This window comes from Streptomyces sp. MGP-BFMKR1 (assembly GCF_057766585.1).
In genome coordinates this window covers 602,501-623,798 of record NZ_CM173408.1, presented here as the reverse complement: position 1 = coordinate 623,798, position 21,298 = coordinate 602,501, and the positions used below count along the sequence as shown (strand labels likewise).

Annotated in this window: 13 protein-coding genes and 1 pseudogene (1 of these 14 only partly in view); 10 read left to right on the top strand and 4 right to left on the bottom strand. The window is 74.1% G+C overall.

The annotated features are described in order from the left end of the window. Window positions 1-24: 24 nt before the first annotated feature. From AC3CHW_RS02165 to AC3CHW_RS02155, 3 genes are all read left to right on the top strand, one after another. Window positions 25-1,557 carry a hypothetical protein gene (locus tag AC3CHW_RS02165; RefSeq protein WP_488469356.1) on the top strand — a complete coding sequence of 511 codons (1,533 nt, stop codon included), beginning with the start codon at window positions 25-27 and terminating at the stop codon, window positions 1,555-1,557. Window positions 1,558-1,786: 229 nt separating this feature from the next. Continuing rightward, window positions 1,787-2,743, top strand: a complete 957-nt coding sequence (locus AC3CHW_RS02160; protein WP_398607096.1) for a hypothetical protein — start codon at window positions 1,787-1,789, stop codon at window positions 2,741-2,743. Between the two features lie 178 nt (window positions 2,744-2,921). Beyond that, entirely contained in the window at window positions 2,922-7,820 is a 4,899-nt protein-coding gene (locus tag AC3CHW_RS02155; protein ID WP_488469355.1) for a hypothetical protein, read from the top strand. 429 nt (window positions 7,821-8,249) lie between these two features. Here AC3CHW_RS02155 and AC3CHW_RS02150 read toward each other — a convergent pair. Next, window positions 8,250-8,600 (bottom strand): annotated as a pseudogene (locus AC3CHW_RS02150) (hypothetical protein); the annotation flags it as partial. Window positions 8,601-8,949: 349 nt separating this feature from the next. On the opposite strand from AC3CHW_RS02150, the gene AC3CHW_RS02145 reads away from it, so the two are divergent. The 4 genes from AC3CHW_RS02145 to AC3CHW_RS02130 are packed head-to-tail and all read left to right on the top strand — an operon-like array spanning window position 8,950 to window position 13,011. Further along, window positions 8,950-11,604, top strand: coding sequence for a nitrate- and nitrite sensing domain-containing protein (locus tag AC3CHW_RS02145; protein WP_488469354.1), 2,655 nt, complete (start codon window positions 8,950-8,952; stop codon window positions 11,602-11,604). After that, on the top strand, window positions 11,601-12,017 hold the full coding sequence (locus AC3CHW_RS02140) for a roadblock/LC7 domain-containing protein (protein ID WP_176165406.1): 417 nt from the start codon (window positions 11,601-11,603) through the stop codon (window positions 12,015-12,017). Before AC3CHW_RS02145 ends, AC3CHW_RS02140 begins: the two co-directional genes overlap by 4 nt. Before the next feature lie 9 nt (window positions 12,018-12,026). Further along, entirely contained in the window at window positions 12,027-12,422 is a 396-nt protein-coding gene (locus AC3CHW_RS02135; RefSeq protein WP_176165407.1) for a DUF742 domain-containing protein, read from the top strand. After that, entirely contained in the window at window positions 12,403-13,011 is a 609-nt protein-coding gene (locus AC3CHW_RS02130) for a GTP-binding protein (RefSeq protein ID WP_176165408.1), read from the top strand. Before AC3CHW_RS02135 ends, AC3CHW_RS02130 begins: the two co-directional genes overlap by 20 nt. A 100-nt stretch (window positions 13,012-13,111) precedes the next feature. Here AC3CHW_RS02130 and AC3CHW_RS02125 read toward each other — a convergent pair whose 3' ends face one another. Further along, complete coding sequence (locus AC3CHW_RS02125) at window positions 13,112-13,843, bottom strand: MIP/aquaporin family protein (protein WP_488469353.1); 732 nt, start codon at window positions 13,841-13,843, stop codon at window positions 13,112-13,114. 506 nt (window positions 13,844-14,349) lie between these two features. After that, complete coding sequence (locus AC3CHW_RS02120) at window positions 14,350-14,745, bottom strand: Mpo1-like protein (RefSeq protein ID WP_398607099.1); 396 nt, start codon at window positions 14,743-14,745, stop codon at window positions 14,350-14,352. 269 nt (window positions 14,746-15,014) lie between these two features. Between AC3CHW_RS02120 and AC3CHW_RS02115 the strand changes: the two genes are divergently transcribed. After that, window positions 15,015-15,824 carry a M15 family metallopeptidase gene (locus AC3CHW_RS02115; protein WP_488469352.1) on the top strand — a complete coding sequence of 270 codons (810 nt, stop codon included), beginning with the start codon at window positions 15,015-15,017 and terminating at the stop codon, window positions 15,822-15,824. A gap of 65 nt (window positions 15,825-15,889) precedes the next feature. On the opposite strand, the gene AC3CHW_RS02110 is transcribed toward AC3CHW_RS02115, so the two are convergent. Continuing rightward, window positions 15,890-18,262 (bottom strand): glycoside hydrolase family 31 protein, encoded by a 2,373-nt coding sequence (locus AC3CHW_RS02110; RefSeq protein ID WP_488469351.1) that lies wholly within the window; start codon window positions 18,260-18,262, stop codon window positions 15,890-15,892. 379 nt (window positions 18,263-18,641) lie between these two features. On the opposite strand from AC3CHW_RS02110, the gene AC3CHW_RS02105 reads away from it, so the two are divergent. Both AC3CHW_RS02105 and AC3CHW_RS02100 read left to right on the top strand, forming a co-directional pair. Then, complete coding sequence (locus AC3CHW_RS02105; RefSeq protein ID WP_488469350.1) at window positions 18,642-20,660, top strand: acetoacetate--CoA ligase; 2,019 nt, start codon at window positions 18,642-18,644, stop codon at window positions 20,658-20,660. 241 nt (window positions 20,661-20,901) lie between these two features. Continuing rightward, window positions 20,902-21,298, top strand: partial view of a hypothetical protein gene (locus AC3CHW_RS02100; RefSeq protein WP_488469349.1) — the start only. Its footprint extends 518 nt past the window's final position; 397 of the gene's 915 nt are visible here — the first part of the coding sequence; its start codon is at window positions 20,902-20,904; the stop codon falls past the right edge of the window.

The window sequence follows — 21,298 nt, the reverse complement described above, 5'->3', positions numbered from 1 at the left end:
GTGCGACCGCCTACTCTGTGCGACGTGACTTCTCCACCCCCGGGGGCCGCTACGCCCCAGCTCAGTGGCCCACCCCGGCCAGCCCCGGGCCCGGCAGCCGACGAGGGCCTGGCCCGGCGGCTGCGCGCGCTCGCCTGCACGGCGCCGCTGCACGACCTGGACGTGCGCAAGGCCAACCTGGCGGGGGAGTACAGCGGGTACGCGATGGCGGAGGTGGCCCTCGCCGCGATCGACCTGGTCACCCTCACCATGGACTTCGACACCGGCGCCGACCACGAGCAGATCGTGGCCAGGCTGCTGCCCCGGGTCGCCGCCCAGGCCCTCGGCCGCCCCGCCGCCGAGCACGAGCGGGTGGCCCGCTGGGTCCTGGAGAGCCTGATCAACGTGGGCAGCGTGGACCGAGGCTTCCGGGCCGCGTACGGCACGTTCACCCCCGACGGCAGCTACGTGCGCCGGGACTACGACTTCAAGCTCATCGAGGAGGTCCCGGGCCCCGGCGGCACCGTCTACCTGCGCACCACCGACGAGGCGGTCAACGTCCTGGTCGGCGCGCTGGACACGGACGTCACCAGCGCGCAGATCGCGGCCGAGGTCAAGCTGGAGGTGCTGATCAGCCGCGGCCGGCTCGCCGACGCCCAACTGGCCGCGGAGCAGGCCCGTTACCGCACCGTGCAGTACGCGGAGACGCTCCGCAAGACGCTGGAGGCCACCCGGCGCAACGTGCGCGCGGTGGACTGGCTGCGGGCCGTGCCCGACATGATCGCCGAGGCGCTCGACCACATCGCCGAGCGGTACCGGCACGAGAACGCGATCCTCACCAACATCCGCAAGGCCCGCGACGAGGCGGTCGACCAGCGCGGCCCCGACCACAAGCGGCAGGCCGCCGAGCTGGTCGACATCGTCAAGGACTGCATCCGGCGGCACACCCAGTTGCAGTCCCGACTCCTGGACGCCGGCCCCATGTTCCGCGCCGAACAGGACCGGCAGGCGTTCGCCCCGCCCGCCGCGCGCGCCGGCATCGACCTCTACGGCCAACTCGTCGCGCCCCTGCTGCCGCTCCCCGTGGAGCGCGCCATCCGCGTCACCGACGCCTTCTTCGCACGCGGCACCGGACTGCGCACGCCCACCTCGGTGCGGGTCGGCGACCTGGTCGACCTGCTGCTGACGCCACCGGTGGAGCGTGAGCACCTGGGCGCCGAGATGCCCGAGCCCGACCTGATCGCCACCCCCGACGACAACCGGTTCAGCGAGGAGCAGCTCGCCTCGGCCATGGAGCTGCTCGAACTGCCCCCCGACGCGCCCCGCCGGCTCTCCGGCCTGCTCGCCGAGGCCCGCCGCCGCGACCCAGCCCTGCCCTACCTGGTCGCGCTGCTCGCGGTGCACGCGGCCAGCCCCCCGGTCGGCACGGCCTACCGGCAGGGGGAGCCACGGCTGCTGTTCGCCGTGGACGACGGGACCGAGCTGGACGACCCGGAGTTCGGCGGCGCCGACCTCATCGTCGGCACCGCGTTGCTGGACGCCGCGGGCATGGCCGCCGACCGCACGGAGGTGGCGTGATGCCCACGCCCGCCCGTCCGGTGAGCCCGCGCGCCAGCACCCCGCCCCCGCCCGGCCCGACCTCCCACCACCCCCGGCGGCCCACCGGCCCACCGCCCCGCGCCGCCCTCGCGCGCGCCGGCGGCGCCCCGGCCCGCACCCCCGCTTCCCCCGCGGGCGGCCACCGGCCCCGGCACCGCGCGGCACCCGCCCGCGAGGCGGCACCGTTTCACCCCGAGGAGCAGCAACCGTGACCGATCACCGCGCCGACGACGGCGCGCAGCCCGAGCGCTCGTACGGGACGGACGAGCACGGCCGGGGCGCGGCCGGCGGCGGCCCCCCGCACGGCTCCGGCACGCCGGGCGGCTCCGTCACACCGGCCGACGCCGCCGACGCGGCCCGCCTCGTGGCCTTCGGCCTCCAGCCCAAGCTGTTGCCGGCCCGCGACGCCGAGTACGCCGAACTCCTGCGCCGGCACCGCGAGGACCCCGCCTTCGCCCGGCTGGCCGACGCCGTGGCCACCGGGCTCGGCCTCGTCGTCCTGGAGGTGTCCCCGCGCGCCGGCATGGCCGTGACCGCCGCCGACGACTCGGTCTTCGCGGTCCGCATGGGCGAGTACGCCAAGCGCGCCGCCCCGGACTCCGCGGACCGCTTCCTGCACGGCCTGGCCCACCTCGCCGTCGCCGCCATGGCCTTCCCCCGCCCCGAAGACCTCGCCGACGACGGCTACATCGGCCGCATCACGGTCAACGGCGTCGACGGCTTCGTGCGCCAGGCGTGCCGCCGCCTAGAGGAGCGGGCCGCGGAGTCGGGCGAGAACACCGACCCGGCCACGGACGCCCCGGGCCTTGAGGCCGCCTGGCGGGTGTACGCGCGGCGCAGCGCCACCGGCGCCACCAAGGACGCGCGCCGCCTGGCCGGTTCCACCACCGGCATCGTCGGCAAGGCCGTCGCCTTCCTCGTCGACTCCGGTTTCCTCCAACGCACAGGCGACGACGCCGGCGGCGCGTACCGCACCACCGCCCGCTACCAACTCCAGGTCCGCGACATGGCCGGCAGCGCCGCGATGGCCGAACTCCTGGAGCTGGGCGTGGTCCCGGTGGGCGACGGCAGCGCCACGCTGCTGCCGCCCGCGGAGGGCGACGACCTCGACCTGGTCGCCGACGCGGGCCTGCCGTTCTTCGCCGACCAGCACGGTCCGTCCTGACGCCACACCAGGCGCCCCGGCCGACCCGCCCACGGTGATCACCCCGCCCGCCAGTCGGTACGCGGCGGGCCCACGCCGAGGCGGTACGCCCAAGGCCCCGGCCGCCCCGTACGCCCACGCCGCACCCGCCCGACCCCTCGCCGCCACCCGTTCGCCCACCACACCACGAGAGTCCGCCATGTACGAGCTGTCCCGGGTCCGCCTCTACTCCATCGGGCCAGCCGGTGCGCGCTACGCCGACACCGTGCTCGACCTGCGCGGAGTCGGCGAGCCGGTGCCCAGCCCCGCGCCCGCCCAGGCGGAGTTCTTCCAGGAGGAGCCCGTCGGCCCGCCCCGCCGCCCGGCGCCGGCCGGCGTGCTCTTCCTGGAGAACGGCGGCGGCAAGTCCGTCCTGCTCAAGCTGATCTTCTCCGTCATGCTGCCCGGCCACCGCAACACCCTGGGCGGCGCCAGCTCCGGCGTGCTGCGCAAGTTCCTGCTCGCCGACGACTGCGGCCACGTGGTGCTGGAGTGGCAGCACACGATCACCGGCGAGACGGTGGTGGTGGGCAAGGTCAGCGAGTGGCGCGGTCGCCAGGTCTCCAACGACCCGCGTAAGTTCGCCGAGGCGTGGTACTCCTTCCGGCCCGGCCCCGGACTCAGCCTGGACTCGCTGCCGGTCGCCGAGTCCACCGCCGTACGCCCCCTGGTCGAGGGCCTCGTACGACCCGAGACCTCCGGCGCCTCCGGGGCCCGGGGCCGGCGCCGCACCATGAAGGGCTTCCGCGACGCCCTCACCGAGGCCGGCAAGAACTATCCGCACCTCGAAGTCGCCTGGGAGGAGATCCACGAGCGCTGGAACGAACACCTCGGCGACCTGGGCCTCGACCCCGAACTCTTCCGCTACCAGCGGGAGATGAACGCCGACGAGGGCGAGGCCGCCGGCCTTTTCGCGGTCAAGAACGACTCCGACTTCACTGACCTGCTGCTGCGCGCCGTCACCGACACCCGGGACACCGACGGCCTCGCCGACCTCGTCCACGGCTTCGCCCACAAGCTGGGCCGACGGGCCGAACTCACCGCCGAGCGCGACTTCACGGCCGGCTCGCTGGACCTGCTCACCCGGATCAGCGAGGCGGCCGAGGACCGCGCCCGCGCCCGCGACGTCCACACGGCGGCCGAACGCCGCACCCGTGGCCTCGCCCAGCGGCTCACCGCCCGCGGCGCCGCCGAGCGCGAGCGCGGCGCCGACCTCGCCCAGCAGGTCACCGCCGCCGCCCACGCGGTCACCGAGGCCGAACGCGAGCGGGGCCGCAGCTCCCTGATCGCCGCCGAACTCGCCTACCGCAACGCCTCGTTGGCGCTGTCCGCCGCGGAGAAGGGCGCCGCGGCCCAGCGCCGCGAGCTGGCCGACGCCAGGACCCTGCACGCCGCCTGGCAGGCCGCCGAGACCGTGCTGCGCCACCGGGCCGCGGCCGACCGCTCACAACGCGTGGCCGCCGCGATCCGCGAGGCCGAGCGGGACGCCGCCCCGGCGCTCGCCGCCCGCGCCAAGGCCGCCACCGACCTCGTACGCGCCCTGCACGCCGCAGCCGAGGGCGGCGAGCGCCTCGCCGCCGAGGAGGAGGAACGCTCCGCCGCCCTCCAGGAGACCGGCGAGGCCGCCCACCGGGACGCCACCCACGCCGCCACCGCCGCCCAGCGCGCCCGCAGCGAGGCCGAGCACCTGCGCCAGCGGCTGGCCGAGGTCGAGCAGGAGACCGCCGAGGCGGTACGGGCCGGCTGGCTCGACGACTCGGCCCCCGACGCCGACCCGGCCCGCGCCGCCCTCACCGCCAGCGACGCCGAGAAGGCCGCGGCCACCGCCTGGGAGAGCGCCCGCGCCCGCGCCGCGTCGGCCGCCGAGCAGGCCCGCGAGGCGAGCGCGGAACTGAGCCGCGCCGACCTCGCCGCCGCCCGCGCGTCCGACGCCGCGTGCGCCGCCGCCTCCCGCTACGACGCCGAGCGCCGCACCGCCGAGGCCCTCGGCGCCGAGCAACGCCTCGCCGAACTGCTCGGCCTGCCCGGTGCCGCCGCGCCCGACGAAGCCCCCACCGGCGGTGTCACGCCCGATGCCGAGGGCGCCACGCTCAGCGCCGAGGAACTCGACCGCAACGCGGACGCGCTGCGCGAACTCCTCGACGAGAGCGTCGCCGGCGCCGAACGCCAGCTCTTCGAGCTGCGCACGGCAGCCGCCGACGACGCCCGCATCCTCGGCGCCCTCGGCGACGGCGGCCTGCTGCCCCCCGGACCCGACGTGCTGGCCACCGTGGAGTACCTGGGCGAACACGGCATCCCGGCGCTGCCCGGCTGGCGCTACCTGGCCCAGGCCGTCGACCCGGCCGACCACGCGGCGGTGCTCGCCGCGCGCCCCGAGCTCGTGGACGGCGTCATCATCACCGACCCCGACACGCACGCCCGCGCCCGCGAAGCGCTGGCCTCGGCATCGCTGCTGCCCCGCTCCGCCGTCGCCGTGGGCACCGCCGCCGCCCTGCTCGCGCCGACGCCCGGGCCCGGCGCGCGCGACGGCGCCGTCTTCCTCGTACCGCCCAACCCGGCCATGCACGACGAGTTGGCCGCCGACGACGAGCGGCGGGCGCTGCGCTCCCGCGCCATCGCCCGCGACGAGGAGATCAGGGCGCTCGCCGCCCGGCTGGCCGGCGACCGGGCGCTGGCCGCCCGGCTCGCCTCCTGGCGCACCGGCTGCCCGCCCGGCCAGTTGGCCGAACTCGCCGCCGCGGCCACCGAGGCGCGGCAGGCGGCCGAGGCGGCGGAGGACGCGCTGACCGCCGCCCGCACCGCCCGCGCCGAGGCCGACGAACTGGCCGCCGAGGCGGCCCGGGCGCGCGACGAGCGGCAGGAGGAGGCGCAGCGCGCCCGCCGCGCCGCCGACGCGCTGGCCGGGCTCGCCTACCGGCTGCGCGAGCGCGCCACCTGGCAGACCCGGTTGCGCGAACTCGCCGAGGAGGCGGCCGAGGCCGAGGAGCGCGCCGCCGCCTGCGTGGACCGGGCGCGCGCCGCCGACGAGGACCGCCGTGCCGCCCAGCGCGCCGCCGACGACGCCCACCGCACCGCGCGCGCCCTGCGCGCCGAGCGCGCCGAGATCGCCGGCGCCCCCGACGACGTCACCTCCGTACCGACGGGCGCCGAACAACCCGACGAGCCTCGGGAAGGAGCGCGTGCCGCGTCGCTGCCCGCGCTGCGCGAGGCGTACCGGGCCGCCTCCCAGCTCTACGAGAAGGTCGGCGTGGGCGCCGACCTGCGCGCCGAACAGGCCCGCGCGGAGAGCGACGAGAGCGCGGCACTGGCCACCCTGGACCGCCTGACCAACAAGGTGCGCACGCGCGCCGCCCAGCTCCTGGAGGGTACCGACGGCGCCGACGGGCCCTCCCGGCAGGCGGCGGCGGCCCGCGCCGAGTCGCTGGTCCAGATGCTGGAGTCGCGCACGTCGGCGGCGAGCGAACAACTCGGCCGGCTCCGCGGCGAGGCCGAACGGCTGGCCCCCGCCGACGGCGAGGCCCACACCGACCTGCCCGACGACCTGGTGCCCGCCGACGCCGAGCAGGCCAAGGAGTTGCTGCGCACCGCCACCAGCGAACTGAGCGCCCGCACCGACGCGCTGGAGAGCGCCCGCGCGGCCCACGCCGAACTGCTGCGCGCCCACCGGGCCGCCGAGGACGCGGCCAGCGGCTTCGAGGAGGCCGGGGCGCTGCTGCGCGACCTCATCCGGGGCGCCACCGTCGAGGAGGGCGAGCACCCGGGCGGCGGCTGCGAGGAGGAAGCGGCCGAGCCGTACGCCGGGACGCTGGAACAGGCCCGCCAGGCCGCGGCGGAGGCCCGTCGCTCGCTGCGCGGCTGCGCGACCGACCTGTCGGCGGCCGACGCGACCGTCCGCGAGGCGTGCGACGTGCTCGTACGACACGCCAACGCCACCCGCTACGAGCAGGTGCGCACCCCCGCCCGACAGCAGATCAGGGAGCTTCCGGCGGCGGCGCTGCCGGAGCACGCGGCGGCCTGGGCCGAGGCGTTCGCGCCGCGGCTGCGGGTGCTGACCGACGAGCTGGCACAGCTCGAACGCAACCGGGACAGCATCGTGGACCGGCTGCGCGGCCTGGTCGACTCCTGCCTGGCCACGCTGCGCTCCGCGCAGCGCCTGTCCCGGCTGCCCGAGGGGCTGGGGGAGTGGTCGGGCCAGGAGTTCCTGCGCATCCGCTTCGACGACCCCGACCAGGCGACGCTGACCGAGCGGCTGGGCGAGGTCATCGACGAGGCGACCAGGGCGGCCGTGCGCAAGAACTCCGACCTGCGCAGGGACGGCATGTCACTGCTGCTGCGCGGCGTGCACGCGGCGCTGCTGCCGCGCGGGGTGGCCGTGGAGATCCTCAAGCCGGACGCGGTGCTGCGCGCCGAGCGGGTGCCGGTCGGGCAGATGGGCGACGTGTTCTCCGGCGGCCAGTTGCTCACCGCGGCCATCGCCCTGTACTGCACGATGGCCGCGCTGCGCAGCAACGACCGGGGCCGCGACAAGCACCGGCACGCGGGCACGCTCTTCCTCGACAACCCCATCGGCCGGGCCAACGCGACGTACCTGCTCGAACTCCAGCGGGCGGTCGCCGACGCGCTGGGCGTGCAGCTCCTCTACACCACCGGCCTGTTCGACACCACGGCCCTGGCGGAGTTCCCGCTGGTCATCCGGTTGCGTAACGACGCCGACCTGCGGGCCGGGCTGAAGTACATCAGCGTCGAGGAGCACCTGCGCCCGGGCCTGCCACAGACCGAGGCCGGCGCGGAGCAGGTGCACGGGGAGATCACCGCCACCCGCATGTTCCGCCGCCCCGAGCCCGCGCCGGGCGAGCCCACGGCGCCCGACCACCCGGCGCCCGACCCCGCCCCGGCGCGGCCCGGGGCCCCGACACCGGACCAGGGCCCGGACCGTGACGCGGCGCCGGACCGTGACGCGGCCCCGGAGCACCCTCCGGCGCCGGCCCGAACCCCGGCGGCGGCGGAGAGCACCACGCCACCGCCGACGCCGCCCGCTCCGGCGGCTGACACTCCCTGACGAGTCGCGCGAGGTCCGTTCGGCGCGGGCGGGGGCGGTGCCCCGGCCCGCGCCGAACGCGTCGAGCGACCCGATGCCGGCCGCCGCCGGCGCGCCACGCGCCCCTTCGTGCTTTTCGCGACGGTTTCACGGAGTTTCACCGGAAAGGGGTGCGGCACAATCGCGCCTGCGGACGGGTGCCCGATGTGGCTGGTAAAAGGCCGTTTGAAGGGCGGGGGTGTTGTCAAAGGGGCGCCGGGGGCCAGCACGCTGCTCCGCGGGCCCCGAGTCGGCCGCCGCATGGGGTCTGTGGGCTGCCGCGGTCCGGCGCCGGTCCCGGACGCGCCGGCGCGAGCGCCGCGGAGCGTGGGCGGGACCGTGACCTGGGGCCGCGAGCGGGTGAACGGCGCGCGAAGAGTTGGGTGAGGGTGGGGCTCAGGCGCCCGACAGCCGGCCCGGCCGACGGGGGCGCCGCACCGTGCGCGCCGAACTGCTCGGTACCGAGATGACACCGTTGCGCTGCCGCCAGACCTGCCGGGTCACCCACACGTCAAGGACGCCCCAGGTGGCCGCGACGGTGCTGGCTATGGAGCTGAGCACCATCGGGAAGGCGAACCATGACTCGCCGAGCGTGCACAGCACCGCCACCATCGCCTGGACCAGCGTCAACGCGATGATGATGACGGCGCGAACGGCCGCCGTGCGCACCGGATCGGGCAGCCGTAGACGGCGCGCGGGCTCCTCCGTCCACAACGACTGAAGCCGCTCCTGCGGGATGTCGCGATTCTTTTCCATCAACATCTCCCCCTCTCCATGGGTGCCCGGATTGCGTGGTTCCGAAAAGAGGGACATCGGCCGTAATCCGCCCAGGCTTCCCCTTGGATCACGTACGACGATGAACGAAGGTTCCCAGGCTCCCGCGCGTTTCCAGCCACCGCGAACTGGCAGGGTTCTGCCATCCGTGGGAGCGCGGTCGTCGGGGGCCTAGCTGAAAAGTCAGGGCAACAGCGGACAACTAGTGATCAAGGGCGCACCTGATGAGCCGTCAGCGGCTGGACGTGTCTTCGAGTTGGTCACGCGACAGTAGTAGGCTCGCGCCGCTTGTTGTCGGAACATCCCCCGCGTCGGCGGGGTTGACGTTAGGGAGGCCATGCGCTTTCGCGGTAAGTCGATCCGCCGGAAGATCGTGGCGCTGTTGCTAGTGCCGCTCGTCTCGCTGACGGCAATCTGGGCCTTCGCTACAGTGATCACCAGTCGTGAGGCCATCCAGCTCATGGACGCGGCCGACGTCATTGACAAGGTCGGTACACCGGCGGAAGACGCGGTGCAGGCCATCCAGAAGGAGCGTCGCCAGACGCTCATCTATCTCGCGGACCGCAATTCCACCGCCCTCGCCCAACTGCGCGAGCGGCAGCACGCCACGGACACGGTGCTGGACAAGCTGCGCGACAACGCGCGCAGCGAGGACACCCGCGACAGCATGAACTCCGACTCGGAGAGTCAGCTCGCCACGTTCCTCGACAGCACCAAGGGCCTGGACGAACTGCGCGGCAAGGTGGAGAACAACTCCATCAGCCGCGCCAGCGCGTTCGAGAAGTACAACTTCCTGGTGGACGGCGTCTACAACTTCCGTTACGCCCTGCACACCGTGCCCAACGCCGATATCGACAAGCACGGCCGCGCCATCGTCGCGATGATCCGTGCCCGTGAGGCGCTGGCCCGCGAGGACGCCCTGTACGTCGCCGGCGTCACGGCGAAGAAGATCAGTTGGCAGGACCTGCGGAAGATGTCGGACCTGCGGGCCGAGCGCGACCTGATCTACGCCACGAACCTGCCGGTGCTGCCGGTCAAGGAACAGAAGATCATCATGGACTACCGGCGTACGTCGGCCGCCCCCGAGGCGCTGTACAACGTCGAGAACGCCATTCAGAACGCCGGCCCCTCGCGCACCATCGACGTGGTGGACCGCAAGCGCTGGGAAGCCGCGGTCAACCCGTCCCTCGACGACTACGACCGCCTCGGCAAGGAGTACACCGACCGCTACGAGGACGACGTCGTGCGTCCCGAGGCGATGCGGGTCATGCTCCGCGCCGGCGCGGCCGGTGTGCTCGGCTTCCTCGCCCTGCTCGCCTCGCTGTTCGTCTCCATCCGCATCGGCCGCGCCCTCATCCGCGACCTCCAGCGGCTCCGCAAGGACGCGCACGAGGTCTCCGGCGTGCGCCTGCCCAGCGTCATGCGCCGGCTCGCCGCCGGTGAGCAGGTCGACGTCGAGGCCGAGGCGCCCCGCCTGGAGTACGGCGGCGACGAGATGGGCCAGGTGGGCCAGGCCCTCAACACCCTGCAGCGCGCGGCCGTCGAGGCCGCCGTCAAGCAGGCCGACATGCGGCGCGGCGTCTCCGAGGTGTTCGTCAACCTCGCCCGCCGGCACCAGGTCCTGCTGCACCGCCAGCTCACCCTCCTCGACGCAATGGAGCGGCGCACCGAGGACACCGACGAGCTCGCCGACCTGTTCCGCCTGGACCACATGACCACCCGCATGCGGCGGCACGCCGAGGGCCTGGTCATCCTCTCCGGCGCGGCCCCCTCCCGGCAGTGGCGCAAGCCCATCCAGCTCATGGACGTGGTCCGCGCGGCGGTCGCCGAGGTCGAGGACTACGAGCGAATAGAGGTGCGCCGGCTGCCGCGCCTGGCCGTGAACGGCCCGGCCGTCGCCGACCTCACCCACCTCATCGCGGAACTCCTGGAGAACGCGGCCGTCTTCTCGCCGCCGCACACCGCCGTGCAGGTGCACGGCGAGCGGGTCTCCAACGGCTTCACGCTGGAGATCCACGACCGCGGCCTGGGCATGGCCCCGGACGCGCTCCTGGAGGCCAACCTCCGCCTCGCCGAGACCCGCGACTTCGAACTGTCCGACACCGACCGGCTGGGCCTGTTCGTGGTCAGCCGCCTCGCCCAGCGGCAGGGCGTGCGGGTCTCCCTGCAGCCCTCCCCGTACGGCGGCACCACCGCGGTCGTGCTCATCCCCGCGAACCTGCTCTCCGAGGGCGAGGTCGACCAGGGCAACGAGCCGTCCGGCGAGGAGACCCGCAGGCTGCGCCCCTCCGAGACCGGCATCGCCGCGATCGGTCAGGGCTCCGGTGGGCGCAAGGGCAAGCACGCCCGCGCCCTGGACAACGACCCGTTGGATGGACCGGTCGAGCTGGAGGCATCTATCACGCCGTTCGAGGACGAAGAACCGGACGATGTAGAGGGCGGCTGGTTCCAGGGGCGCGGTGTGCCGCAGCCCGGACCGGATGCCACCCCCGCCTCCGAGCACCAGCAGGCGGGCGACGACTACACGTCGCCCTCCGGCGAGCCGATCTCGCTGCCCCGGCGCCGGCACCCCGTACTGGTCTCCGACCACGGGCGTCCGGTGGAGAGCCCGCGTCCCGGGCGCGACCAGCGCCACGGCGGCCAGCCGGGCCGCCCCATGGAGCCGGTGCCCGACCCCGAGCCCACGCTCACGGTGCAGCGCCCCGCGCAGCCCCCGGCCAGGCCCGCGTCGCCGGCCTCCGCTGCCGGACTGCCGCGTCGGGTCAGGCAGGCGAGCCTCGCCCCACAGCTCAAGAAGGAGCCCGCCCACGCGGAGCCGGAACCGCAGCCGGATGACTCGGACCCCCAGCGCGATGCCGAGATGGCGCGGGCCAAGATGGCCTCGCTCCAGCGCGGCTGGCAGCGCGGCCGGCAGCAGCACACCACCTCCGCCGACTCCAACGGCCCGGCGGGCACAGCACCAGGAACGACATGGGAGGGGGACGGTCGATGACCGCACCATTCAACGCCGCGCCGAGGCCATCGAGCGAGCTGAGCTGGCTGCTCGACGAGCTGGTCGAGCGGGTGGGAAGCATCAGCAAGGCACTCGTGCTCTCCGGTGACGGACTGCCCACCGGCGCGTCACGGGACTTGACCCGGGAGGACGGCGAGCACCTGGCCGCCGTCGCCTCCGGATTCCACAGCCTCGCCAAGGGTGTCGGCCGCCACTTCGAGGTGGGCCGGGTTCGGCAGACCATCGTGGAGCTGGACGACGCGTTCCTGTTCGTGACCGCCGCTGGTGACGGAAGCTGCCTGGCCGTGCTCGCCGATGCCGACTCCGACGTTGGGCAGGTGGCGTACGAGATGACGCTCCTGGTCAAGCGGGTCGGCACCCACCTTGGCACCGCTCCGCGGTCCAGTGGGTGATGGTGTGACATGAACGGAGACGGGGAAGACACAGCCCGTTGGTTCGACGACGCGGCGGGGCCGGTTGTCCGGCCGTACGCCATGACGCGTGGTCGCACCCGCAGTCTGACCGAGGAAAAGCTCGACCTGATAGCGGTCGTCATCGCCGACACTCTTCGGAGCCGGTCGGTAGCCGATCAGACCCTCTCCCCGGAGCATCTCGACATCGTCGAGCTGAGCCGGGAGTCCCCGCAGTCCGTCGCTGAGCTAGCGGCCGAACTCGACCTTCCGGTCGGGGTGGTCCGTGTCCTCATTGGCGACCTGCTGCACGCGGCGCTCGTTCGCGTGTCCCGGCCCGTACCTCCGGCAGAACTGCCGGATGAGTGGATTCTGCGCGAGGTGATCAATGGTCTTCGGGCACTCTGACCGCGGCCGTTCCGGTGTTGTCGACCCAGTAACGCTGAAAATCCTGGTAGCTGGCGGTTTCGGCGCCGGCAAGACGACGCTGGTGGGCGCGGTGAGCGAGATCAAGCCGCTGCGTACCGAGGAACTGCTCAGCGAGGCCGGCCGCCCGGTCGATGACATCGGCGGGGTGGAGGGCAAGACGACCACCACCGTGGCCATGGACTTCGGGCGCATCACGCTCCGCGAGGACCTCGTCCTGTACCTCTTCGGTACGCCGGGGCAGGACCGCTTCTGGTTCCTGTGGGACGAGTTGGCGACCGGGGCGCTGGGTGCGGTGGTGCTGGCCGACACCCGACGCCTGGAGGACTGCTTCGCCGCCGTCGACTACTTCGAACGGCGCGGCATCGCCTTCACCGTGGCGGTGAACTGCTTCGACGGGGCGACCAGGTTCCCGGAGGAGAGCGTGCGCGACGCGCTCGACCTGGACCCTGACGTTCCCGTGATGCTCTGCGACGCGCGGCAACGCGAGTCCACCAAGAGCGTGCTCATCTCGGTGGTCGAGCACGCCATGAAGATCGCCGCCGAACAGCGGCAGGCAGCCGGCGGCTGACCGGCTCCACGACGAAGCGGCCCGCATCCCACGCCAGGGGTGCGGGCCGTCGTGCGTCGCGGCACCACCGTCACGCCGGACGCGCGCCGGGTACGCCCGCTCAGAACGCCGCGTTGAAGACGAGCCCCGCCAACACCGCTCCGACCAGCGGGCCGACCACCGGTACCCACGCATAACCCCAGTCCGACGTGCCCTTGTTCGGTATGGGCAGCAGCGCGTGCGCCGCGCGGGGCGCCAGGTCGCGGGCCGGGTTGATGGCGTACCCGGTCGGCCCGCCGAGCGAGAGGCCGATGCCGACCACCAGGAAGGCGACGAGCAGCGTCTTGGTGCCCGACTCGCCGATGCCGTCGTCGAGCCCGAAGGCGAGCAACGGCAGCACCAGGGCCAGGGTCGCGACGATCTCGCTCAGCACATTGGCGACCGGGTGTCTGACCTCGGGGATCGTCGCGAAGATCCCCAACGTCGGCTGCGCGTCGGTGGGGTCGCTGTTGGCGGCGAACTGCGCGTAGTACGCCACGTACGTGAGCGCGGCGCCGATCAGCGCCCCGACGAACTGGCCGGCGAGGTAGACCGGCACGTCGGCCCACTCGCCGGTGTCCACCGCGACGCCGACGGTCACCGCCGGGTTGAGGTGGCTGCCGGAGAGCGGGCCCGCCGTGTACGCCCCGGCCATGACGCCGAACCCCCAGCCGAAGGCGATGGCGAGCCACCCCGCCGACCTGGCCTTCGAGCGCTTGAGGTTGACGGCGGCGCACACCCCGGCCCCGAACAGGATCAGGATGGCGGTGCCGATGGTCTCGCCGACGAAGATGTCGCCCTGGGAATAGCTCATGCAACTCCTCAGCCTCACGCCCGAGGCGCCGCCGGCCCCCGGCCCGGTGTGCGGGGATCACCCGCGACCACGGCGCCGGGGCGGGCCCGGGCGAAGCCCGGACACCCCAGCCCAGCGGGCCGCGAGGCGCGCGCCGTCGACGCGGAACGTGGGCCGCCGCACACCGGCGCACCACCGGTCCGACCCACCGCCGACAGGTGCGCCCCACTCGCCGTGGAGCGAGGCTATCCGCGTAGAACGACGCCTGCCACGGGCAGTGTTCTCCCGCCCTGATGGGCCGTCAAGGTCGGGAACACCGCCGCGTTACCTGGCCACCGTGCCCGCTACACCCACCCGTCACCCCGGCCCCGTCCGATGGCCGGATGTCGCGGGAGTTCCCGCACCGACCGCACCGGCGCCCCGCGCACGCCGGCGCCCGCGCCGCCCTCCTACCGTTCTCAGCACGCACTGCCCTCAGCCCGCGCCGTTCCCGGCCCGCACCGCACCGCCCTCAGCCCGCGCCGCTCTCAGCTCCCGCCGTCGACCGTGGCCCCCGCGCTCCGTCGGTGGTCCCGCTCGGGATGTGCCGCGAGCCACGCGCGCGCGATCCGCGACAGCTCCGCGTCCCGCCCGGTCAGCATCATCGCGATCATCTGCCCGTCGCCGCGCAGCGACCACAGCGGATGCCCGAAGGTGGCCGGATTGTTGCCCTCGATGAGGAAGTGCGCGGGCCAGGCCGTGCCGTACCCGAGCAGCGGCAGGGCCAGCGCCCACCGACGGCGCCCGCGGCCGAGGCCGTACGCCGCGACGGCGAGGCCGCCCAGTGTCCCGGCCAGGTGGACCCAGCGCGTCGCGGGACGCGAGTGCATCGCCACGTAGTAGGGCCAGAACGCGTCATAGGAGGCGGGGCTCTGCTCGTCCATCCCCGCACCGTAGTGGACGCAACCAGCGATCGACTCGCCGCGTCCACTTCATCGTGACCGGTCGGGCGGGGTCCACGGGGGTGGTTCCGTCCGGCCGGTCACACGCGGCAACTCCCGCGCGCGTGGGCGGGTCCGCGGTCGGACCTCCGCGGGCCCCCGCCCGTACCGGGAGCCCGCGCGGCGCCGTACGAGGCCCGGTGCGGGCCGACGCCCGGGAATCGGCCGACCACCCCTTTCGGCCAGCGCGATCGGCTGGTAGACCCTGGGGCATGTCTCGATGGAACGCCGCCGTGCGTACGCTCGCCGCGGGAGTCGCCGCCCTGTTCGCCGTCGTCGCCGCGCCCCCGGTGGCCCAGGCGTCACACGAGCCACGCGCGCCAAGGGAGTTCGTGGCCCTCCAGGACGTCGACCCCACCATCCGCCAGGAGATGCGCTACGTCACGCCGCACAACTTCGTGGGCACCCGCATCGCCGGCTACCGCCAGCCCCTGTGCATCCTCACCGCGCCCGCCGCACGGGCCCTGCACCGGGCCCAACGCACCCTGCTGCGCCAGGGCTACTCGCTCAAGGTCTACGACTGCTACCGCCCGCAGCGCGCCGTGGACCACTTCGTGCGGTGGGCGAAGGACCTGGACGACCAGCGGATGAAGGCGGAGTTCTACCCACGGGTCGACAAGACCCGCCTCTTCGAGGACGGGTACATCGCCGAGAAGTCCGGGCACAGCCGTGGTTCGACCGTCGACCTGACCCTCGTCAAGCTGCCGGCCAAGCCCACCCGCCCCTACGTCCCCGGCGAGCCACTGGCCCCCTGCTACGCGCCGCAGGCCGAGCGCTTCCCCGACAACGCCGTGGACACCGGCACGGGCTTCGACTGCTTCGACACCCTCTCGCACACGCTGGACCCGCGCGTGGTGGGAAAGCAGCGCGCCCACCGACTGCTGCTGAAGGGCGCCCTGGAGAAGGAGGGCTTCCGTAACCTCCCCGAGGAGTGGTGGCACTTCACGTACCAGCCCGAGCCCTTCCCCGACACCTACTTCGACTTCCCGGTCTCGCGGTCCTCGCTCTCCGGCCGGCGCTGACCCCGGCGCCAGCCGGTCCCGGCACCCGTCCGTGGCGGGTCACCCCGCTCGCGCGTCGCGGCTCCTCAGGGCGTCACCAGGCCGACCGCCTCGCCGCGCACCCGCATCGCGTACTTCACGTCCTCCGGGCCCTCCCGCTCGACCGCTACCCGCTCCCCGCGCATCCGCGTGGTGAACCGCACCTCCGTCGGCTCCTCCCAGCCGTCGCCCGTCTCGCTGATCAGCACCCCGCCGCCGGTGCGCCCGACCATCGGCGCCCACACCTCGAGCTCGGTCTCACCCCGCTCGCCCACCACCGGCACCACCGACCCCGCCCGCACCAGCACCGGGACCCGCGACAGCGGGGCGTCCACCACGATCCGCCCCGGGCCCTCGTACGCCTGCCCGGTCGCCTGGTCGTACCAGCGCCCGCGCGGCAACCGCACCGTGCGCTGGCGCACGCCCGGCTCCAGGACCGGCGCGACGAGCAGCGAGTCCCCGAGCAGGAAGGCGTCCTCGCAGTCGCGCAGCGCGCGGTCCCGTGGCCAGCGCCACCACAGGGGGCGCACGTACGGCGCGCCCGTGCGGTGCGCGAGATGGGCCAGGGTCAGGAAGTACGGCGCCAGTCGCTGCCGCTCGTGCAGCGCGGCCCGCGCGTGCTCCAACACCTCGGGCCCGAACTCCCACGGCTCGCGCCGCCCCGCCGTGATCGCCGCGTGGGTACGGAACAGCGGTAGGTAGGAGGCCAGTTGGAACCAGCGCAGGTACAGCTCCGGGGACGGCGAGCCGGTGAACCCGCCCACGTCCGGGCCCGAGTACGGCACCCCGCACAGACCGAGCCCGAGCACCAGCGCCAGCGACGCCCGCAGCCCGGGCCAACCGGTGCTGACGTCGCCCGACCAGGTGCCCCCGTACCGCTGGAGCCCCGCCCAACCGGAGCGCGAGAAGAGGAACGGGCGCTGCTCGGGGCGCAGCTCACGCAGCGCCTCGTAGCCGGCGCGGGCCATCGCGAGCCCGTAGACGTTGTGCGCCTCCCGGTGGTCACCGCCCCGCCCCTCCATCGCGTGCCGCGCCGACAGCGGCAGCGTGGGGTCGCCGAACGCGGCGAAGGACACCGGCTCGTTCATGTCGTGCCACACGCCGGCGAAGCCCTGTGCGAGCCGCTCGGCGTACCACTCGCCCCACCACGCGCGCACCCGTGGGTCGGTGAAGTCGGGGAAGGCCGACTCGCCGGGCCACACCTCGCCGCGCACCTCGCGCCCGCTCCCGTCCCGTACGAAAGCGCCCGCCGCGACCCCCGCGTCGTAGACCGGGTTGCCCGGCTCCGCCTTGACCGCCGGATCGACGATGGAGACCAGCCGTACGCCGTCGTCGGCGAGGTCCGCCGCCAAGCGCGGCAGGTCGGGGAAGCGCTCGCGGTCCACCGTGAACACCCGGTGGCCGTCGTAGTGGTCGATGTCCAGGTGCACCGCCGACAGCGGAAGGCCACGCTCCAGATAGCCCGCGACCACCCGCCGCACCTCCCGCTCGCTGCCGAAGCCCCAGCGGGCGTGGTGGTAGCCGAGCGCCCACGGCGGCGGCAGCGCGGGCGCGCCGGTCAACTGCGCCCAACTGTGCAGCACCCGCGCCGGAGTACCCACTATCACCCAGTAGCGCAGCGGGCCGCCCTCCATCCGCACCTCGCAGCGGCCCGGGCGGTCGTGCCCCGACCCCTCGCCCTCCACGCCCTCGCGCAGCGTCACCGCGCCGTCCCAGGCGTTGTCGTGGAAGATCAGATGGCTGCCCGCGTCGGCCACCACGAGCTGCACCGGCATCGTCAGGTACAGCGGATCGTCCGGCGGCTCGAAGGCCCCACCGGGGTCGGTGTTCCACAACCGGTACGTCCCACTCCGCAGCCGCGGACCCGCCGACCGCCCACCCAACCCGAAGCACCGGGCGTCGGGCGCCACCACCGAACGCTGCGTCCAGCGTGGCCGCGCCCCCTCGACCGGCCCCGCCGCGGGCTCCCACCAGCGCGGCGGCAGCTCGCGCCGGAGCACGACCCCGCCCGGCGTGCGCACCGCGACCGCCCCGTGCCGGGACACCGTCACCGTCACCCGCTCGGACACCACCCGCCACCCGTCCTCCGTGTCGGGTTCGAGGAACGCGCGCTGGTCCACCTCGGGGCACGATCCGGCCAACGCGTACGAGGGTTCGGGCGTCGCCCCGTCCCAGCCGCAGAAGACCGCGCCCCCGGCCGCCACCCGCACCCGCAGCGACGAGCGCGCGAACCGCACCACGCCACCACCCGGCTGCGGCTCCGCACCCTCGGCGAGACCCGGCACACGGGCTCGTTCGGGACCCGACCGGGGCAGTCCGGCCGCGTCCACGCGTTCCCTTCGCCACGCGGCCCGTACGGTCCGCCGCCCCCGCGCCGAACCGATCACTTTCACCGACCGCACCAGGTCACGCGCATCCATGCTGATCACCCTGCCATTGCCGGGACCGGCCAGACGCTTCGTTCAACTGCCGTTCACCCGTTGTCACCCGAGCCCTACACCAACCCGTGACCTTGCGCCCCGGCGCGTCTCATGAACTGGCCGAAACCGCGCCCGTCATGTTCGCGCCCCTGCCCGCCGCGAAGACCGTCCGCCCGCCACCCGTCGCCCGCGGCCCCGCGCGCCACCGCGGGCCGACCGGCCCCGCACGCCGACGCCGAACCCGGACTGCTCTGGTGCGGATGTCGATCACATGGCATCGTCCTGCTGAGCCGCGTCACGCCCGCGCGCCCCACCACGCACCGGGGCCCGTGCCCGTGCGCGAGCGGACGCACACCACGCGCCGAGTCCGGGAGCCGAGATGACCACCGCACCGCAGTCAGCAGCCCAGCCGGAACCCCTGTGGCGGCCCGGCCCCGACCGCATCGCGCAGGCCCAGGTCACCCGCTTCCAGAGCTGGGCGGCCGAGCGGTACGGGGCACCCGCCGCCACCCCCGGCGACCCGGTCGCCAGCTACGCCGACCTGCACCGCTGGTCCGTGGAGCGCCTGCCGGAGTTCTGGGAAGCGGTCACGCGGTGGTTCGACGTGCGCTTCACCACCCCCTACGAGACGGTGCTCGCCGACAGCGCCATGCCCGGCGCCCGTTGGTTCCCCGGCGCCACCCTCAACTACGCGGAGCACGCCCTACGCGCGGCGCAGGACCCCGCCCGCGCCGACGAGCCCGCCCTGCTGTACGTCGACGAGACCCATGAGCCCACCGAGGTGAGCTGGTCGGAACTACGCCGCCAGGTGGGCTCGCTCGCCGTCGAACTGCGCCGCCTCGGAGTACGCCCCGGCGACCGCGTCAGCGGCTACGTGCCCAACATCCCGCAGGCCACGGTCGCGCTCCTGGCCAGCGCCGCGGTCGGCGCCGTCTGGACCTCCTGCGCCCCCGACTTCGGCGCCCGCAGCGTCCTCGACCGCTTCCAGCAGGTCGAGCCGGTCGTCCTGTTCACCATCGACGGCTACCGCTACGGCGGCAAGGAACACGACCGCGCGGAGACCGTCGCCGAGCTGCGCCGCGAACTGCCCTCGCTGCGCGCCGTCGTCCACATCCCGCTCCTCGGCACCCCCGCCCCCGGCGGCACCCTGCTCTGGGACGACCTCACCGCCGCCGACACCGAGCCCGTTTTCGATCCCGTCCCCTTCGACCACCCGCTGTGGGTCCTCTACTCCTCCGGCACCACCGGGTTGCCCAAGGCCATCGTCCAGTCCCAGGGCGGCATCCTCGTCGAGCACCTCAAGCAACTCGGCCTGCACAACGACATGGGCCCCGGCGACCGCTTCTTCTGGTTCACCTCCACCGGCTGGATGATGTGGAACTTCCTCGTCTCCGGCCTGCTCGCCGGCGTGACCGTGGTGCTCTACGACGGCAGCCCCGGCTACCCCGACACCGGCGCCCAGTGGCGGGTCGCCGAACGCACCGGCGCGACCGTCTACGGCACCTCCGCCGCGTACGTCATGGCCTGCCGCAAGGCCGACGTACACCCGGGCCGCGACTTCGACCTCTCCCGCCTACGGTGCGTGGCCACCACCGGCTCCCCGCTGCCGCCCGACGGCTTCCGCTGGCTGCACGACGAGGTCGCCGACGACATGTGGATCGCCTCGGTCAGCGGCGGCACCGACGTGTGTAGCTGCTTCGCGGGCGCCGTCCCCACCCTCCCCGTCTACATCGGCGAACTCCAGGCACCCGGCCTCGGCACGGACCTCCAGGCGTGGGACCCGCAGGGCCAGCCACTCATCGACGAGGTCGGCGAGCTGGTCGTCACCAACCCCATGCCGTCCATGCCGGTCCACTTCTGGAACGACCCCGACGGCAGCCGCTACCGCGACAGCTACTTCGAGATGTTCCCCGGCGCCTGGCGCCACGGCGACTGGATCACCCGCACCTCCCGCGGCAGCGTCGTCATCCACGGCCGGTCCGACTCCACCCTCAACCGGCAGGGCGTCCGCATGGGCTCCGCCGACATCTACGAGGCCGTGGAGCGCCTCCCCGAGATCCGCGAGTCCCTCGTGATCGGCGTGGAGGAACCCGACGGCGGCTACTGGATGCCCCTCTTCGTGCACCTCGCCCCCGGCGCCACGCTCGACGACGAACTGCGCGACAAGATCAAGACCGTCATCCGCGCCCAGCTCTCGCCCCGCCACGTCCCCGACGAGGTCATCGAGGTCCCGGCCGTCCCGCACACCCTCACCGGCAAGCGCATCGAGGTCCCGGTCAAGCGCCTCCTCCAGGGCGTCGCACTCGACAAGGCGGTCAACGCCGGCTCGGTGGACAACATCGAACTGCTCCGCTTCTACGAGCGACTGGCCCGCGAACGCTCCACCACGAACGCCTGACGGTCACGCCCAGCAACCACTGTCAGACCCCCCGGTTACGGTGAGTGAGCATTGATCGATCCGCCGAGGGGGAGCCATGACACCCACGCCCCACGACCGCCCACCCACTGACGACGGACAGCACGGACCCGGCAGGCGCCAGCCTGCCGGGCCAGGCGACACCCACCCCGGACGCCCCAGCGGCTCCACCGGACCAGGCCGCGAGGGCCAGCGCCGACCCGGCGCCACACGCCAACGCTCGGTGACACGCGGCAGCCGCAGAGCGACCCGCCGCGCGCTGCGCCGCGAATCCCCGAGCACCATCGCCGTGCTGGCCAACGCGGTGGACTTCGCGGCCATGCGCCGGTACGAGTCCTTCCCCTTCGCCGACCACGCCCGGTACCTCCGCCAGGTGGAGGGCCTGCTCAGGGCCCGAGCCGCCCACGGCGGACACACCACCGTGGCCCTCTTCGACCCGGCGGCCTACCGCGCCTTCTGCGCCGAAACCGACCTCGACCCCGACCAGCCCACGAGCCGCGCCCGCTACGCCGCGGCATCTCCGGCCACGGGCCCGACCCTGCCGTACGAGGGCCAGTCGCTCGGCCACCTCATCGCGCAGTTGCTCGACGCGGAAGAACACCAGGCCACCCTGACCCGGG

Bases quoted from the DNA above. Each gene is read 5' to 3' on its own strand.
- AC3CHW_RS02155 (WP_488469355.1), top strand. From the start codon at position 2,922: ATGTACGAGCTGTCCCGGGTCCGCCTCTACTCCATCGGGCCAGCCGGT.
- AC3CHW_RS02145 (WP_488469354.1), top strand. From the start codon at position 8,950: ATGCGCTTTCGCGGTAAGTCGATCCGCCGGAAGATCGTGGCGCTGTTG.
- AC3CHW_RS02140 (WP_176165406.1), top strand. From the start codon at position 11,601: ATGACCGCACCATTCAACGCCGCGCCGAGGCCATCGAGCGAGCTGAGC.
- AC3CHW_RS02135 (WP_176165407.1), top strand. From the start codon at position 12,027: ATGAACGGAGACGGGGAAGACACAGCCCGTTGGTTCGACGACGCGGCG.
- AC3CHW_RS02130 (WP_176165408.1), top strand. From the start codon at position 12,403: ATGGTCTTCGGGCACTCTGACCGCGGCCGTTCCGGTGTTGTCGACCCA.
- AC3CHW_RS02125 (WP_488469353.1), bottom strand. From the start codon at position 13,843: ATGAGCTATTCCCAGGGCGACATCTTCGTCGGCGAGACCATCGGCACC.
- AC3CHW_RS02120 (WP_398607099.1), bottom strand. From the start codon at position 14,745: ATGGACGAGCAGAGCCCCGCCTCCTATGACGCGTTCTGGCCCTACTAC.
- AC3CHW_RS02115 (WP_488469352.1), top strand. From the start codon at position 15,015: ATGTCTCGATGGAACGCCGCCGTGCGTACGCTCGCCGCGGGAGTCGCC.
- AC3CHW_RS02110 (WP_488469351.1), bottom strand. From the start codon at position 18,262: ATGGATGCGCGTGACCTGGTGCGGTCGGTGAAAGTGATCGGTTCGGCG.
- AC3CHW_RS02105 (WP_488469350.1), top strand. From the start codon at position 18,642: ATGACCACCGCACCGCAGTCAGCAGCCCAGCCGGAACCCCTGTGGCGG.